We start from the raw sequence: 16,071 nt of genomic DNA on the forward strand, positions 1-16,071 counted from the left end.
CGCGATCGGAGGCGCGGCCCGTGCGGCCGCGCCCCTCCGCGCTCCGACCGGGCCGCCCTCGGTTCCGGTTCCGGTGCCGGTCATTCGCCGCCTCCTCCGCCGCCACCGTCTCCGGCTCCGCCGCCGTCTCCGGACCCGCCGTCACCGGCCCCTCCCCCGACCGCGCCGCCGTCCGAGCCGCGGTCGCGGTCGGGGCGCTCGTCCTCGGCCGCCGGCGTCCCGAAGAACCTGACCGGGGACCGGCGGGCACCGGTGCGCCGCTCGCGCCGGCCCGGCCCCGCGGCGTCCGCCTCCGGTGCCTCGTCGGCGATCGGGTGCACCCCGCCCTCGTCGCCGCCCCCGCCCAGGGACACGCCGGTCATGGCCGACCCCAGGCGCTCCGGGGTCACCCGGGCCGGGTCGGCCTCGGCGACGAGCCGTCCCCGCAGGATCACCAGCAGCCGGTCCGACATGCCGATCAGCTCGTCCAGGTCGGCCGAGACCAGCAGGACCGCCAGCCCCTCGGCCCGGGCGCGGCGCAGCTGCTCCCAGACCGCGGCCTGGGCCCCTACGTCGACCCCGCGCGTGGGGTGGGCCGCCAGCAGCAGCACCGGGCCGCCGCTCATCTCCCGACCGACGATGAGCTTCTGCTGGTTGCCGCCGCTCAGCGCGTCGGCCGCGGTGTCCACACCGGGGGTGCGCACGTCGTACTCGCGCACGATCCGCCGGGTGTCCTCGCGCGCGCCCTCGGCGTCGATGAGGAGGCCTTTGGCGCTGGGCGGCCGCGTCTGGTGGCCCAGCACCCGGTTCTCCCAGAGGGGCGACTCCAGCAGCAGGCCCTGGCGGTGCCGGTCCTCGGGCACGTACCCCACCCCGGCCTCGCGCACCTGCCGCGTGGAGCGGCCGGTGATGTCGGCGCCCATCAGTTCCACCCGGCCCGCGGCGGCGGGGCGGATCCCCATCACCGCCTCGATCAGCTCCGACTGGCCGTTGCCCTCGACGCCGGCGATGCCCACGATCTCGCCGCGGCGCACCCGCAGCGAGACCCGGTCCAGCGCGGCGCGCCCGTCGGCGGTGCGCACGGTCAGCCCCGCCACCGACAGCGCAGCCTCCTCGGCGGCGGCGGTCGCGCGCAGCTCGGGCACGGGCAGCGACCCGCCGACCATCAGTGCCGCCAGCTCCCGCGCGGTGGTGGCCGCCGGGTCCACGGTGTCCACGGTGGTGCCGCGGCGGATGACGGTGACCGTGTCCGCCACCCGCAGCACCTCGTCCAGCTTGTGCGAGATGAAGATGACGGTGAGCCCCTCGCGCTTGAGCTCGCGCAGGTTCTCGAAGAGCTCGTCGACCTCCTGGGGCACCAGCACCGCGGTGGGCTCGTCGAGGATGACGATGCGCGCGCCGCGGTAGAGCACCTTGAGGATCTCCAGCCGCTGGCGGTCGCCCACCCCCAGCTCCTCGGTGAGGGCGTCGGGCCGCACCCCCAGCCCGTACTGGCCGGAGAGCTCGCGCACCCGCCGCCGCGCCCGCGCGCCGATGCCGTGGGAGGACTCGGCGCCCAGCACGGTGTTCTCCAGCACCGTGAGGTTGTCGGCGAGCATGAAGTGCTGGTGCACCATGCCGATGCCGTTGCGGATGGCGTCGGCCGGGGAGTTCAGTGCCACCTGCCGGCCGTGCACCCGCACGGTCCCCTCGTCGGGCCGGTGCAGCCCGTAGAGGGTCTTCATCAGCGTCGACTTCCCGGCGCCGTTCTCGCCCACGATGGCGTGCACGGTTCCGGCCGCCACCGTGATGTCGATGTCGTGGTTGGCCACCACCCCGGGGAACCTCTTGGTGATCCCCCGGAGCTCGACCGCCGGCGGGGGTTGCCCGCCGACCGCCTGCGCCCTGCCCATCTCGCTCCCGTCGGTGCTCGCAGTGGGGTCGAGCGGGCGGCGCGGGGGACGGCCCCCGCCCCGCCCGGTCGCGGGTCGTGCGGGTCGGGTCAGGGGGAGGTGGGCACCTCGATCTCCCCGTCGATGATCTGCTGCTTGGCCTCGTCCATCTCCTCGCGGATGGGGGAGATCAGCTCCTCGTTGGAGTCGGAGTAGTCCACACCGCCGTCGGACAGGTCGAAGCGCTGCACCCCGGACTCCACCTCGCCCTCGGCGACCGCGGAGACGAAGTCGAAGACCGCGGTGTCGATGCTCTTCATCGCCGAGGTCACGACCCAGGGCTTCTGCTCGTCGCCGGCGTTCTCGTACTGGTCGCTGTCGACGCCGATGAAGTACTTCTCCTCCTCGGTGGCGGCCTCCAGCACGCCGTTGCCCGAGGCTCCGGCGGCGTGGTAGATCACGTCGGCGCCGGCGTCGTACTGGCTGCGGGCGGCCGACTTGCCGGCCGCCGGGTCCTGGAAGCCGCCCATGTCCGGGGGCTGGCTCAGGTACTGGCGCTCGATTTCGATGCCGTCGTCGACGTGCTCGACCCCGGCGGCGAACCCGGCCTCGAACTTCTGGATCAGCGGGGTCTCCACGCCGCCGACGAACCCGACGTGGTCCTCCTCGGTGGTGTGCGCGGCGGCCACCCCGGCCAGGAAGGAGGCCTCGTTCTCGGCGAAGACGAGGCTGGTGACGTTGTCGAGGTCGTCGATCTCCTCGTCGATGATGGCGAAGTGCACGTCCGGGTAGTCCGGGGCGACCTCGCGCATCGGCTCGGCGTAGGCGAAGCCCACCCCGATCACGACGTCGAAGTCCTGGTCGGCCATCAGGCGCAGCCGGTCGACCTTGGCGCTGTCCGGCTCGTCCTGGCTCGGCTCCAGGTCGTTGACCTCGGCGACGCCCAACTCCTCGTCCACGCGCTGCAGGCCGCGGTAGGCGGAGTCGTTGAAGGACTTGTCGCCCCGGCCGCCGATGTCGTAGGCCAGGCCCACCCGCAGGTCCGAAGCCTGGGTCCCGCCTCCGCCGCCGTCCCCGCCGTCTTCCTCGCCTCCGGGGGAGGCGGGGGCGTCACAGGCGGTCACGGCCAGCGCGAGGGCCCCGGCGGCCACGGCGGTGGCGCACCTGGCAGCGATCGTGCGTCTCACAGTTCATCTCCCCTTCGAGCACCGCGCCGGCCCGGTTCACGGGCCGGCCACCGGGCCGCGGCACGGCCGGGTCATGCCGCCGGACGATATCCGTTTAGGGGAATTGCCACCATTAGCCACGGAAAGGTTGTTACAAAGGCGAGAGGAGAGCGTTGTCGGATTCGGCGGAGAACGTCGGACGATGACCCTCCCGTCACAGAAAGGGAAGGCGCGAACACCGGCGATAATGCGCCGAAACAGGTCGAAACAGGAAAGAAAGGCACGCGACGGACATCGCTCTCCGGTAGGGCCCCTGCCAGCGGGCCATCCAACCGACCTGCACGGAGGTCACCGCCTCCGGCCGAGACGGTCAGACCACCGCACGCACCGACGAGGGCCGGGGCGGAGCCGGCCTGCGACCGGCCCCCGGCTCCCGCCCTCCCCCCGCGACCGCTCGCGAGCCGCCGCGGAGAGCTCTACGGACTCAGCGCGGCCCGCCCGCGGGCGCCTCCACCGCCAGGAAGCCGCGGACCGCCTCCTTCAGCGCCCGCGCCGACACCGCGTTGGCGTGGTCGCGCCCCGGGACGCGCACCACCTCGGCGCCGCAGCTGGCCGCGAGCTCCTCGGCGTCCGCGGCCACCGCGTCGCGCTCCCCCGCGGCGAACAGCATCGGCACGCCCGGCGCCGGTTCGGGGGTGAACGGCCGCGACGCCTGCCCGCGCGCGCAGGCCGCCAGCGCGTCCAGGTCGTTGCCCGGCACCGTGCCCGCGACGCGGTGCATCCGCCCGAAGGGGGAGGAGTCCCGGTCAAGGGCGTGCAGGTCGGCTCCGGCGAACGGGTCGCGCGGGCCGAACCCGGCCAGCACCAGGCGGCGCACCCGGCCGGGGTGGCGCAGCGCCAGCTCCCAGGCGTTGCGCGCGCCCATCGAGTACCCGACGGCGTCGACCCGGTCCGCGCCCAGCGCGTCCAGCAGGCGCACCATGTCGCCGGCGATGCGCTCGGGCGTGTAGGCGCCGTCGTCGCCGGGTTTGCCGCTGCCGCCGTGGCCGCGCAGGTCGGGGGCGATCAGGGCGCGTCCTTCAAGGGCGGCGGGCCAGCCGGTGCGCAGCCAGTTCAGCTCGTGGTTCGAGCCGTACCCGTGCAGCAGCAGGACGGGGGGAGCCTCCCCCGGAGCGGCGGGGTCCCCCTCGACCGCGTACCGGAGGGGCACCTCTCCGGACAGGACCTGGTCCATTTCTCACCGTTCCCACGTCGGCGGTGCACCGGTTTCCTCCCGGTGCGCGACTGCGCGGCCCCTGCACGGCCGCCCGTTTTCGGGGAATTATTGACCCCGAACGTATTTTCCGTCCTTTTCGGGACGACCGGCGGGTCATTCCTCCGGCGGCCGCAGGCGCACCCGCCGCCGCGGCGCCTCCCCGTCCTGCGGGACCCGGCCCACGATGCCGGCCTGCCCGGCCGCGCCGTCGTCCGCCTCCCCGGCGGGCCCCTCCACGGCGAAGGTGACCAGGGCGGAGCCGACCTGCACCACCTCCCCCTCCTCGGCGTGCAGCCGGACGACGGTCCCGGCGTACGGGGAGGGGATCTCCACCGCCGACTTGGTGGTCTCCAGCTCCACCAAGGGGGCGTTGCGCCCGATCCGGTCGCCGGGGGCGGCCAGCCACTCCAGCACGGTGGCCTCGACCAGGCCCTCGCCCAGGTCGGGCAGGGCGAAGGTGCGCTCGGTGGTGTCGGTCATGGGCGCTTGTACTCCAGGGTCCTCTGCACGGCGGACAGGATGCGGTCGATCGTGGGCAGGTACTGCGGCTCCAGCGGCCCGGCGGGGTAGGGCACGTCGAACCCGGCGACCCGCTCCACCGGGGCGGCCAGCGCGCCGAAGGCGCGCTCGGTGACCAGCGCGGAGACCTCCGCCCCCAGGCCCGCGGTGAGCGGCGCCTCGTGCACCACCACCGCGCGGCGGGTGCGCGCGGCCGAGGCGGCCAGGCCCTCGGCGTCGATGGGCTTGAGCCAGCGCAGGTCCACCACCTCCAGCTCCACGCCGTCCTCGGCGGCGTACTCGGCCGCCTGCAGGCAGCGGTGCACCATCGCCCCCCACGCCACCAGCGTGGCGTGCCGCCCGCGGCGGAGCACGCGGCTGCGGCCCACCGGCATGTCGCCGGGGTCGTGCGCGAGCTCCACCGGGCGCCGGTCCCAGTAGCGGGCCTTGGGCTCCATGTACACGACCGGGTCGTCGCAGCGCACCGACTGCAGCAGCAGCCGGTAGGCGTCCTGCGGGTCACAGGGGGCGCACACCTTCAGGCCGGGGACGTGCGCGAAGAGCGCCTCCAGGCTCTCCCCGTGGTGCTCGGGCGCCTGGATCCCGCCGAAGCTGGGCAGGCGCAGGGTGACCGGCATGGGGACCGCGCCGCGGCTGCGGTAGTTCATCCGGGCCAGCTGGTTGACGATCTGGTCCACGGCCGGGTAGGCGAAGCCGTCGAACTGCAGCTCGGGAATGGGGCGCCACCCGTTCATGGCCAGGCCGACCGCCATGCCGATGATGGCCGACTCGGCCAGCGGGGTGTCGAAGACGCGCTCGGCGCCGAACTCCTCCTGCAGCCCGTCGGTGACCCGGAAGACCCCGCCCAGGGCGCCGACGTCCTCGCCGAAGACCAGGGTGCGGGGGTCCTCCCGCAGAACGGTGCGCAGCGCGGCGTTGACCGCCTGCTGCATCGACATCTCGCGGACCCGGGGGGCGGACGCGTCGGCCGCCCCGGCCGCCTCGGTGATCGTGCCGGTCACGGCCGGACCTCCTCGTGCCAGACGCGCTGCTGCCGGGCGAGCTCCTCGGTGGGCTCGCGGAAGACGTGGGTGAACAGGTCGGCCCCGTCGGGTTCGGGGGCGGTGCTCACGCCGTCGCGCACCGCCTCGGCGCGCTCCCGGGCCTCCTGCTCGGCGCGCTCGAAGAAGGCGGCGTCGCCGCTGCCGTCGGCCTCCATGCGCGCGCGCAGCAGCGTGAGCGGGTCGCGGCCGCGCCAGGCGCGCTCCTCCTCGGCGTCCCGGTAGCGGGAGGTGTCGTCGGAGGTGGAATGCGGCTCGACCCGGTAGGTGAGCGCCTCGATGAGGCTGGGCCCCTCCCCGGCGCGAGCGCGCTCCAGGGCCCGGGCCATGGCGTGGTGCACGGCGGCCGCGTCGTTGCCGTCGACGGCGGTGCCCGGCATCCCGTACCCCTGGCCGCGGGCGGCCACCGAGCCCCCGGCCACCTGGCGCTCGTTGGGGACCGACAGCGCCCAGCGGTTGTTCTGGCAGAAGAACACCACCGGGGCCCGGTAGACGGCGGCGAAGTTCATCGCCTCGTGCACGTCGCCCTCGGAGCTGGCGCCGTCGCCGAAGTAGGCCACGGCGCAGCCGGACCCGCCGCGCAGCCGCTCACCGACGGCCCACCCCACGGCGTGCGGCACCGGGCCGCCCACGACCGCGTTGAGGGCGGCGAAGCGGGATGCCGCCGGGTCGTACAGGCCGCCGTGCCACAGCGCCCGGTGGCTGGCCATGTAGCCGACCATGTCCACGCCCATGGCCAGGGCCACGCCCATCTCCCGGTAGGTGGGGAAGGCGAAGTCGCGCTCGGTGTCGAGCGCCGCGGCCCCGGCGACCTGGGCGGCCTCCTGGCCGCGCAGGGAGACGTAGGCGGGGAAGACGCCCTGGCGCTGCAGGGCGATCGCCTCCTCGTCGATGCGCCGCGCGGTGAGCATCTGCAGGTAGCAGCGCCGCGCGAAGTCGGGGCCGAAGTCCGGGTGCGGCTCCGGCCGTGCGGGCGTGGGGCTCGGCATCGTCATGGGGGCGGCTCCCTCGTCACCGTCGTGACACCGTCTCGGCGTTCCTCGGCCGCGGACGCGGCCGCCCCGGGAGGGTCGTTCCGGGACGGGCCGTGACACATCGGGCCGCTCGCCACGATTCTGGACAGGGAATCGACAGTTGCGCTAGATATCGGCGCAAAGTCGATACACCAGAGCACAAATACGGCACTGATGTCCGTGATCGTCTAATGTCGGACGGCGTGACGGGTCCGGGGGCGGGGGCGCTGCGAGACGGCCGGGACCGCGCCGCCCGCGGGGCGCTCACAGGTCCGGGAAGGGGTCCTCCGGCAGGGAGCCCTCGGCGGCCTCGGCGTCGCAGGCGTTGATCACCGAGACGTACTCCTCCTCCACCTCGAAGGTGTGGCCGCCCAGCTCGAAGGCGGGGATCAGGTTGGTCTCCACCGGGCCGATGCGCACGCCGCGCGGGAAGACGTGCCAGATCCGCTTGGGCCGGGTCCGGCTCCAGAACCGGTTGGACACCACGGTGACCGCGGAATCGGTGACCACGAAGAGGAAGAAGACCGTCTCGTTCCACGAGGCCGGGAAGATGTAGCGGATCTCCTCGCCCGCGGGCAGGAAGCCGCGGACGCGTCGGCGCACTTCGGCGGGGACCGGCATGCTTCGTCCTCTCTGGCGGCCGGGCGCGCGGGGACACGCTCCGGGGGCGGCCGCGGACCCATCGTAAACGGGAGCCGTGACCCGCCCCGCGCCGTCTCAGCGGGCAAGACGACAATGGACTGAACCGTCTCAGAACTGGTACTTCGTTTCTGAGCACCCGCACCCATGGAGACGCCGCATGGCCCACGGGGACACCCGACCCGGACCAGACGCCCCCGCCGACGCCGCACCCGCGTCCAGCACCGACGGAGGTTCCGACCGCACCCGAAACCCCAGCGCCCAGGAGCGCGGGCGGTCCCGTCCGCGCCGCTCGGCGCGCCTGCCCGACGCCACCGACGAGGTGATCATCTCGGCCCTGGCCGAGGACGCCCGCACCGGCATCACCGAGATCGCGGCGCTGGCCAACGTGTCCCGCGCGACCGCCTACAACCGCATCAAGCGCCTGACCGACGACGGGGTCATCCGCGGCTACTCGGTGATCGCCGACCACGCCCGGATGGGGCTGGGGGTGACCGCCCTGGTCCTGATCTCCGGCAGCCAGCCGGACTGGCGGGCCAACCGGGAGGTGCTCTCCTCCTACCCCGAGGTGGAGTACTGCTGGTACGTGGTGGGCTCGGCCGACATCGTGCTCCTGGTACGGGTGGCCGACACCGACCAGCTGCGGGACCTGATCCTGACCCGGCTGCAGTCGCTGCCGGGGGTGACCGCCACCCAGACCCTCACCGTGATCGACGAGGTGGTGCACCGCCCCGTCGTGCACCCGCTCGACTGACCGGGGCGGGACCGCCTCCCCTCCCCGAGGGCCGCACGCGCCCCTCCGGCCCGCTCCCGGGGGACGCGCGGCGCCCTCCGCCGCAGGCCCGCCGTCACATCACCCGGGTGACGGCCTCCTTCAGCTCCTCCAGGCGGCCATCGGCCTCCCGCCGGACGTCGGCGATGCCGCCCACCACCGGGAGCACGACCTCCAGGTAGGCCTTGAGCTTGGGCTCGGTCCCCGAGGGGCGCAGCGTCACCCGCCCGCGCGCGCCGCCGCCCAGACGGAAGCGCAGGGCGTCCGTCGGCGGCAGTCCTCCCTCCCCCAGGGAGAGGTCCTCCGCCCCCTCGACCTCCAGCGTTCCGAATGCCCGCGGGGTGTGCGCGCGCAGCCGCGCCATGGCCCCGGCGATCCGGTCGGCGTCGTCGGTGCGCAGCGACACCTGGGCCGTGCGGTGCAGGCCGTAGGCCCGCGCCTGGTCGTCCAGCAGTTCCAGCAGCGTCCGCCCGTTGCGCCGGGCCTCGGCCGCCACCCCGGCCAGGACCAGCGCGGCGCCGATGCCGTCCTTGTCCAGGACGGGGCGGCCGGTGTCGCCGCCGATGCAGTAGCCCAGGGCCTCCTCGTAGCTGAACACGTTCCGCTCGCCGGGGCCGCCCGCCCGCACCAGCCATTTGAAGCCGGTGAGCGTCTCGGCGCAGCGCACGCCGTGCGCGGCGGCGATCTTGGGCAGCAGGCCGGCCGAGACGACGGTGGTGGCCACCACCCGGTCGGCGCCCGAGGTCAGGCGGAGCACGTGCTCGGCGAGCAGGCCGCCGACCTCGTCACCGGTGAGGACCCGTCCGCCCGGCCCGGGCACGCCCACGGCCAGCCGGTCGGCGTCGGGATCGTTGGCGATGACGATGTCGGCGCCGACGCGCTCCCCCTCGGCCATGGCCGGGTCCATCACCCCCGGTTCCTCGGGGTTGGGGAAAGGCGCGGTGGGGAAGTCCGGGTCGGGCTCGTCCTGCTCGGCGACGGGGTAAGGGGCGGGGAAGCCGGCCTCGGCGAAGGCCGCGCGCAGCACCGCTCCCCCGACGCCGTGCAGCGGCGTGTGGCACACGCGCACGTCGCGGGCGCCGCCGATGGGCAGCTCGGCCAGGGCCGCGGCATAGTCGGAGACGAGGCCCTCGGGGGCGGAGGCGATGCCGGTCCCGCGGGGCAGCTCGTCGGCGTAAGGGGCCCGGTCGATGGCGTCGGAGATCTCGGCGTCCGACGGCGCGTTGATCTGCGCCCCCGCCTCGTCGGGGGCGGCGCCCCCGGCGGTGCCCTGGTAGACCTTGTAGCCGCTGTCCCGGGCCGGGTTGTGGCTGGGGGGGGCCCNGGGCAGCGGGCCGGGCAGCAGGACGGGGCGGCACCCGGCCCCGGCGAGCACCTCGGCGGTGGCGCGGGCGAAGTCGGCGGAGCGGTGGCGGGCGTCGTAGCCGACGGGGACGAGGGCGCCGGGTCCGGACCGGCCGGCCCACGCGGCCACCCCGGCGGCCGCCCGCATGGCCACCGCGGTGTTCATCCGGTTGGGTCCGGCCCCGAGCTCACCGCGCAGCCCGGCGGTCCCGAACTCCAGCCGGGCCCCGAACCGGTCGGCGAGGGCGGCGTCGTCCCCGGAGTCCAGCAGCGCCTCCAGCTCGGCGCGCGTGTCGGGGTCCGGATCGTGACGCAGCCACACACGGGCACGTTCGCGCAGGTCAACAAGTGTCTCCGCCATGCGAAAGCCTTCCTCGCGAGGGGTGCGCCCCGGTCGCCCGGGCGTTCGACAGCCTACTCGGCACCCCTTCACGGGACCCGGGTTCCGCTCCCCCGCCCGACGCCCGACCGGAACCACGGACAGGACCCCTCTCCCGTCTGATGAGACGTCCGCGCTGGAAGAGCGGGTGCAGCGGGTGCAGCGGGTGCAGCGGGTGCCCCGCTCCGGGCCGTTCGCCGGGCGACGGGCCACCGGAGTGCCAGGCGGAGAGCGGCAACGAAGAGGGGCGGTTGCCCCGCTCGCTCTTCGCGGCCGGGTATCAGGTCGTCAGGGCGCAGGGTGGAAGGCGGCGAGGAGGAGCGGTTCCCCCGGTGCTGCTTGTCGGCCACCGGGCCCCTCGCGGTCCGGGAACAGCGGCGACGACGGGACGGCCGGTGCCCCGCTCCGGGCCCCGGCCGGGCGGCGGGTCCGGTGTCCGGGCTGGCCGGGTGGCCTGCCACGCTGAAGACTTCCCTCCTCTTCGCATTCCGGGCGTTCCGGGCACACCAGGCAGCAGTCGGCCATCGTGAGTGGTGATATCGCCACGCAATGTGCAATTGCGTGGCGATATCACCACTCACGATGGCGAACGGACCCTTCCGGGGCCGGTAGCCAACGGACACGGCCCGCCGGGCGTCCCGTTTGTCCGGATCAGGGGAGGGTGCGGGCCTCGCGCCCCCGAAGCGCCCCCGAGGGCCGGGCAGGCGTGCGGCGGCGACCAGACCAGAACCGGATTCGGTACCCGGCACCCCCTCTACCGACACACCGGACCCGATTGCGACACCCTTCGTCACTCCGCGTAGTCAGAAAGGGGGCGACACCGGCACCAGGCCCGGCACGGGCGGGCGCACCACCCCTCCTCCGCCACCCCGCCCCCCAACCCGCGAACGAACAGGGACATAACGGGCACCGTGGCACCGAACCCCGTTCTGGTCTTGCCGACATCGCACCCGGAAGCCGCCTCGGGGCGTCGATCAGCGCGCTCCCACCCTCCCCGCCCCTGTGACGATGCGTATTCCCCCAGTTCAGAAGGGTGTCCGTGATCGAGGGGTGCCCGGCGCGGCCGGGCGGGTGCGCCGCGGGCGCGCCCGGGCGGCGACCGGGCTCCACCGCGCACCTGCCCGGGCCGCGGGAGGCTCGGCGGCCGACCGGCAACACCGGGGAACCGCCACGCTTCGTCGTCGCCGCTCTTCCCCTGGCATTCCGACGACCTACCGCCCGGCCGGTATGCGTGAGCGGGGTACCTGCTGCGCCGTCGCCGCTCTCCCCCTGACACCGAAGAGCGCCGCCGCCCGGCGAGCAGGCCGGAGCAGGGTACCAGCCGTGCCGTCGTTGCCATCTCTCCCGGACNTCGTCGCCGGTCTTCCCCTGGCACCCTGACGGCCCGCCGCCCGGCCGGTATGCGTGAGCGGGGTACCTGCTGCGCCGTCGCCGCCATCGCCCCGGACCATCGACACCCGGCGGCCGACCGGCAACACCGGGAAACCGGCCTGCCTTCTCGTCGCCGCTCTCCGCCTGGCACTCCGGTGGCCCGTCGCCCGGCGAGAGGCCCGGAGCGGGGCACTCGCTCTTCCGTCACCGCCGAATCGCCTGAACCGTCCCCGCGCCTGGTTCCCGGCAGCGCTACCGCGCGGACCGACGACCTTCCTCGCCGCCGCCCAAGCTTCTCGGAGCACGAAGGCCCCGCGCCCGGCACTCAGGCTCCGGGAAAGCGCGCCGACAGGCGCCGAAGGCGGCATGGCCTCGCCGCGCCGTCCCTCCGTCCGGCCCGAGTACCTCCGGCCCGAGTACCTCCGGCCCGAGCCCGTCCGGCTACAGCTTGGGAGGCTACAGCTTGGCCAGGACCCCGGCCAGCAGGTCGCCGAGGCCCGCCGCGGCCTCTCGGCCGGTGTCCAGGACCTCCTTGTGGTCCAACGGCTGGTCCGACAGGCCCGCGGCGATGTTCGTGACCAGCGAGATCCCGAGCACCGACGCCCCCAGCGCGCGGGCGGCGATCGCCTCCAGGGCGGTGGACATGCCCACCAGGTCCGCCCCGAGTGCGCGCAGCATGCGGATCTCGGCCGGGGTCTCGAAGTGCGGCCCGGGCATGGCCGCGTAGACCCCCTCCGGCAGCGACGGCTCGACCTCATGGGCCAGCGCGCGCAGGCGCGGGTCGTACAGGGTGGTCAGGTCGACGAACTCCGCGCCGGACAGGGGCGAGCGGGCCGTGAGGTTGATGTGGTCGGAGATCAGCACCGGACTGCCCACCGCCACGTCGGAGCGCAGCCCCCCGGCCGCGTTGGTGAGCACCACCGTCCGCGCCCCCGCCTGTACCGCCGTGCGCACCGCGTGCGCGACCGCGTCGGTGCCGTGCCCCTCGTACAGGTGGGTGCGCCCCAGGAAGGCGAGCACCTCGCCTCCTCCGCACCGCACCGAGCGCACCGTGCCCGCGTGCCCGGTCACCGCGGGCGGCGGGAAGCCCGGCAGCTTGGTGACGGGAAGCTCGGCCGCGGTCTCCCCCAGCGCGTCGACGGCCTCCCCCCAGCCCGAGCCCAGCACGACGGCGGCACGGAAGGAATCGGTGCCGGTGCGCTCGCGCAGGTCGTCCGCGGCCTCACGTGCTCTGGCGATCGGATCGGTGCTCACGGGTCGCGTACTCCTCACGGTGGTCCGGGTCCTGGCGGCCGTCCGGGCGGACGGGCGGGCACGCGGGTGCCGCTTGCAGCATCCTTCCCCCCACGGCCTCCGTTGGCAACGGTGCCCGCGCATGGCGCCACCGTGTGTCGCGGCGCCCGTTCCCGGGCGGGGGCGCCGGAGGAGCGCGCCCCGGGTCCTCGCGTCCGCATGGCGCCTGCCGGCCGGGAGGGACCGCTCTGACATCCGCCCTGGAACGGACGCCGATCATGCGAGCGGTGCGGCCGTTCCTCCCTTGACGCGGCGACGAGCGCCCCTCCTTGCGGCGGACCCTCGCGCCCCCGCGCAGTGGGCCGGAGAGAACCGTCGGCGCCGCTCGGCGGGGTGCGACCGCTCCGCGGCGCTGTGCCGCATTGTGCGGCGCTGTGCGGCGCTGTGCGACTCAGTGCGGTGGCTCCCTCAGGCCAGCGGCATCGACAGCACGTGCTGCGGTCCCGCGTCTCCGCCCAGGTAGACGCGGCCCGTGTCGGTGAAGCCGCCCGCCGTGTACGCCCTGTAGGCCGCGGGGTTGGCCGTGTTCACCGTCAGCAGCAGCTCATCGGCCTCCGGGGCGACCTCGCGGGCCGCCCGGGGCAGCAGTCGGCAGGACCGGCGCCCCACGCCCTCGCCCTGCCACCGGACCGCGATGAGGAACGAGCGCAGCATCAGCGCCCGCTCCGGCGCAGAGGTGATGCTCGCCCCGTCGCCGGGGACGATGCCCGTCCCCGCGGGCACCGACCGGTCGAGGATGCCGAACCCCGCCGTCTCCCCGTCGACCAGCACCGCGAACGGCACCTGTCCGGGGTCGGCGTCGGCCTTGGGCAGGGTGGCCACCGGCGGGTCGACGAACCTGCCCTGGCCCGGGGCCAGGCGCAGCCCCAGGGCGTCGGCGCGGGCCCGGGCGGCACGCGCGTCCTGCGGCTCCCGCGCTCCGTGCGCGCCCTCGCCCTCCCCGGGCCCCGGCCCGTCGAGCCGCAGCAGCTCCACGGACACCGGCGGCCCGGCCGGAACGCCGTCCATCGCGTCCCCTCCCGGTCTGCTCGACGTCGGCGGCCCTGCACGCGCGGGGCCGCCCGCGGCGGGCTCGGATGACTCGGATGGCCCAGTCGGCTCAGATGCCGACCGGGTGCCACACGGTCTTGGTCTCCAGGAACGGCCGGATCCGGCTCAGACCCGGGTCGGCCGACCACACGACGGCCGGGTCCGGCCGCAGCACCCGCTTGAGGGTCTGCGCCGCGGCCTCCTCCAGGTCGGCGGCGAGCTCCCCCGCCCCGGCCAGGTCGAGGGCGTTGACGTCGGCGTGCGCGGCCAGCGGCGGGGCGAGCTCGGCGGTGCGGCCGGTGAGCACGTTGGCCACCCCGCCGGGCAGGTCCGAGGTGGCGAGCACCTCGGCCAGCGCCACCGCCGGCAGCGGAGCGCTCTCCGATGCCGCCAGCACCGCCGTGTTCCCCATGGCGACCACCGGCGCCAGCACCGACACCAGCCCCAGCAGCGGCGCGTCCTGCGGGGCGAGCACCGCCACCACCCCGGTCGGCTCGGGCGCCGAACGGTTGTCGAACGGCCCCGACACCGGGTTGGTCCCGCCGAGCACCTGGGCGGCCTTGTCGGTCCACCCGGCGTAGTAGACCCACCGGTCGATCGCGGCCGACACCTCCTGCTCGGCCTCGGCGCGCTCCGCCCCGGTGGCCGCCGCCAGTTCGGCGGCGAACTGGGCCCGGCGGCCCTCCATCATCTCCGCGACCCGGTAGAGGACCTGCCCCCGGTTGTAGGCGGTGCGCCCCGCCCACCCCGGGAAGGCCTTGCGGGCCGCGGCCACCGCGTCCCGGGCGTCCTTGCGCGAGGCCATGCCCGCGTTGGCCAGGTGCTCTCCGTCCGCCGACGCCACGGGGTAGGACCTCCCCGACTCCGATCGCGGGAACGCCCCGCCGATGTACAGCTTGTGGGTCTTGCGCACGGCGACGCGCGGCCACGCCCCGTCGTACCGCTCCTCAGGCAAGGTAGGCCTCCAGTCCGTGGCGCCCGCCCTCCCGGCCGTAGCCGGACTCCTTGTACCCGCCGAACGGGCTGGCCGGGTCGAACTTGTTGAAGGTGTTGGACCAGACCACCCCGGCGCGCAGCCGCTCGGCGGTCCACAGCATCCGCGACCCCTTCTCGGTCCACACCCCGGCGGAGAGCCCGTAGGGGGTGTTGTTGGCCTTGGCCACCGCCTCCTCCGGCGTGCGGAAGGTCAGCACGCTCAGCACCGGCCCGAAGACCTCCTCGCGGGCGACCCGGTGGGCCTGGGTGACGCCGGTGAAGACCGTGGGCGGGAACCAGTGGCCGCGCTCGGGCAGCGGGCACGGCGGCGACCAGGCGTGGGCGCCCTCGGCCCGGCCGGTCTCGGCCAGGTCCCGGATCCGCTCCAGCTGCGCCGCGGAGTTGACCGCGCCGATGTCGGTGTTCTTGTCCAGCGGGTCGCCCAGGCGCAGCAGCGCCATGCGGGCCCGCAGCCGCTCCAGGAACTCCTCGGCGACCGACTCCTGCACCAGCAGCCGCGACCCGGCGCAGCACACGTGGCCCTGGTTGAAGAAGACCCCGTTGACCACGCCCTCCACGGCCTGGTCCAGGGCGGCGTCGTCGTAGACGATGTTGGCGCCCTTGCCGCCCAGCTCCAGGGTGAGCCGCTTGCCGCTCCCGGCCAGCGCCCGGGCGATGCCCCGGCCCACCTCGGTGGAGCCGGTGAAGGCGACCTTGTCGGCCCCGGGGTGCTCCACCAGCGTCCGACCGGTCCCGCCGTCGCCGGTGACGATGTTGACCACCCCGGGCGGCAGGCCGGCCTCCTGGCAGACCTCGGCGAACAGCAGCGCGCTCAGCGGGGTGGTCTCGGCCGGCTTGAGCACGACGGTGTTGCCGGCCGCGAGCGCGGGGGCGATCTTCCAGGCGAGCATGAGCAGCGGGAAGTTCCACGGCACCACCTGGGCGCACACGCCCACCGGCCGCGGGTCGGGGCCCATGCCGGCGAAGGCGAGCTTGTCGGCCCACCCGGCGTGGTAGAAGAAGTGCGCGGCGGCCGTGGGCACGTCGAAGTCGCGCGTCTCCTTGATCGGCTTGCCGTTGTCCAGGGTCTCCAGCACCGCGATCTCGCGGGAGCGCTCCTGGAGGATGCGGGCGATGCGGAAGAGGTACTTGCCGCGCTCGGCCCCGGGCAGCTCCCGCCACACGGCGTCGAAGGCGCGGCGGGCGGCCGCCACCGCCCGGTCCACGTCGGCCTCCCCGCACAGGGCCACCTGCGCCAGCGGCTCCTCGTCGGCGGGGTTGGCGGTGGTGAGGTGCTCACCGGTCTCGGCCGGCACGAACTCCCCGTCGATGAACGGGTCGTAGGCCTCGCGCAGCCGCACCACCGAGCGCGACTCGGGGGCGGGCGCGTACTCCAGGGGCTGTCCGTCCAACCGCGAACCCTTCC

At 74.9% G+C, this 16,071-nt stretch carries 13 protein-coding genes; 1 reads left to right on the forward strand and 12 read right to left on the reverse strand.

Annotated elements, in window-relative coordinates; all coding sequences use genetic code 11:
- Window positions 1–80: 80 nt before the first annotated feature.
- From D450_RS0100905 to D450_RS0100935, 7 genes are all read right to left on the reverse strand, one after another.
- Window positions 81–1,871 (reverse strand): ABC transporter ATP-binding protein, encoded by a 1,791-nt coding sequence (locus tag D450_RS0100905; RefSeq protein WP_017536801.1) that lies wholly within the window; start codon window positions 1,869–1,871, stop codon window positions 81–83.
- Window positions 1,872–1,960: 89 nt separating this feature from the next.
- Complete coding sequence (locus tag D450_RS0100910; RefSeq protein ID WP_026128308.1) at window positions 1,961–3,037, reverse strand: BMP family lipoprotein; 1,077 nt, start codon at window positions 3,035–3,037, stop codon at window positions 1,961–1,963.
- A gap of 463 nt (window positions 3,038–3,500) precedes the next feature.
- Window positions 3,501–4,250, reverse strand: a complete 750-nt coding sequence (locus D450_RS0100915) for an alpha/beta fold hydrolase (protein WP_017536803.1) — start codon at window positions 4,248–4,250, stop codon at window positions 3,501–3,503.
- Window positions 4,251–4,385: 135 nt separating this feature from the next.
- Window positions 4,386–4,751: a biotin/lipoyl-containing protein gene (locus tag D450_RS0100920; protein WP_017536804.1), complete on the reverse strand. Its 366-nt coding sequence runs from the start codon at window positions 4,749–4,751 to the stop codon at window positions 4,386–4,388.
- Window positions 4,748–5,728, reverse strand: coding sequence for an alpha-ketoacid dehydrogenase subunit beta (locus D450_RS0100925; protein ID WP_051063536.1), 981 nt, complete (start codon window positions 5,726–5,728; stop codon window positions 4,748–4,750). The genes D450_RS0100920 and D450_RS0100925 overlap by 4 nt, the downstream gene beginning before the upstream one ends.
- Window positions 5,729–5,787: 59 nt before the next feature.
- Window positions 5,788–6,825, reverse strand: a complete 1,038-nt coding sequence (locus D450_RS0100930) for a thiamine pyrophosphate-dependent dehydrogenase E1 component subunit alpha (RefSeq protein ID WP_017536806.1) — start codon at window positions 6,823–6,825, stop codon at window positions 5,788–5,790.
- 282 nt (window positions 6,826–7,107) lie between these two features.
- Window positions 7,108–7,464 carry a hypothetical protein gene (locus D450_RS0100935; protein ID WP_017536807.1) on the reverse strand — a complete coding sequence of 119 codons (357 nt, stop codon included), beginning with the start codon at window positions 7,462–7,464 and terminating at the stop codon, window positions 7,108–7,110.
- 178 nt (window positions 7,465–7,642) lie between these two features.
- On the opposite strand from D450_RS0100935, the gene D450_RS0100940 reads away from it, so the two are divergent.
- The gene (locus tag D450_RS0100940) at window positions 7,643–8,236 is read left to right on the forward strand and encodes an Lrp/AsnC family transcriptional regulator (RefSeq protein WP_017536808.1); all 594 of its coding nucleotides are present in this window, start codon (window positions 7,643–7,645) and stop codon (window positions 8,234–8,236) included.
- Between the two features lie 94 nt (window positions 8,237–8,330).
- On the opposite strand, the gene D450_RS0100945 is transcribed toward D450_RS0100940, so the two are convergent.
- The 5 genes from D450_RS0100945 to D450_RS0100965 all read right to left on the reverse strand — a co-directional run bounded on the left by D450_RS0100945 (window position 8,331) and on the right by D450_RS0100965 (window position 16,057).
- Complete coding sequence (locus D450_RS0100945; protein ID WP_026128309.1) at window positions 8,331–9,959, reverse strand: phospho-sugar mutase; 1,629 nt, start codon at window positions 9,957–9,959, stop codon at window positions 8,331–8,333.
- A 1,845-nt stretch (window positions 9,960–11,804) separates the two neighbouring features.
- Complete coding sequence (locus tag D450_RS0100950) at window positions 11,805–12,602, reverse strand: purine-nucleoside phosphorylase (RefSeq protein WP_017536810.1); 798 nt, start codon at window positions 12,600–12,602, stop codon at window positions 11,805–11,807.
- A 447-nt stretch (window positions 12,603–13,049) separates the two neighbouring features.
- On the reverse strand, window positions 13,050–13,649 hold the full coding sequence (locus tag D450_RS0100955; RefSeq protein WP_017536811.1) for a GNAT family N-acetyltransferase: 600 nt from the start codon (window positions 13,647–13,649) through the stop codon (window positions 13,050–13,052).
- 91 nt (window positions 13,650–13,740) lie between these two features.
- A complete protein-coding gene (locus tag D450_RS0100960) occupies window positions 13,741–14,625 on the reverse strand; it encodes an aldehyde dehydrogenase family protein (protein WP_017536812.1) in 885 nt (294 codons plus the stop codon).
- On the reverse strand, window positions 14,618–16,057 hold the full coding sequence (locus D450_RS0100965) for an aldehyde dehydrogenase family protein (RefSeq protein ID WP_017536813.1): 1,440 nt from the start codon (window positions 16,055–16,057) through the stop codon (window positions 14,618–14,620). The genes D450_RS0100960 and D450_RS0100965 overlap by 8 nt, the downstream gene beginning before the upstream one ends.
- Window positions 16,058–16,071 lie beyond the last annotated feature (14 nt).

Source organism: Nocardiopsis halophila DSM 44494 (assembly GCF_000341245.1).
Taxonomy (GTDB): Bacteria; Actinomycetota; Actinomycetes; order Streptosporangiales; family Streptosporangiaceae; genus Nocardiopsis_A; species Nocardiopsis_A halophila.

Bases quoted from the DNA above. Each gene is read 5' to 3' on its own strand.
- D450_RS0100905 (WP_017536801.1), bottom strand. From the start codon at position 1,871: ATGGGCAGGGCGCAGGCGGTCGGCGGGCAACCCCCGCCGGCGGTCGAG.
- D450_RS0100915 (WP_017536803.1), bottom strand. From the start codon at position 4,250: ATGGACCAGGTCCTGTCCGGAGAGGTGCCCCTCCGGTACGCGGTCGAG.
- D450_RS0100920 (WP_017536804.1), bottom strand. From the start codon at position 4,751: ATGACCGACACCACCGAGCGCACCTTCGCCCTGCCCGACCTGGGCGAG.
- D450_RS0100925 (WP_051063536.1), bottom strand. From the start codon at position 5,728: ATGTCGATGCAGCAGGCGGTCAACGCCGCGCTGCGCACCGTTCTGCGG.
- D450_RS0100930 (WP_017536806.1), bottom strand. From the start codon at position 6,825: ATGACGATGCCGAGCCCCACGCCCGCACGGCCGGAGCCGCACCCGGAC.
- D450_RS0100935 (WP_017536807.1), bottom strand. From the start codon at position 7,464: ATGCCGGTCCCCGCCGAAGTGCGCCGACGCGTCCGCGGCTTCCTGCCC.
- D450_RS0100940 (WP_017536808.1), top strand. From the start codon at position 7,643: ATGGCCCACGGGGACACCCGACCCGGACCAGACGCCCCCGCCGACGCC.
- D450_RS0100955 (WP_017536811.1), bottom strand. From the start codon at position 13,649: ATGGACGGCGTTCCGGCCGGGCCGCCGGTGTCCGTGGAGCTGCTGCGG.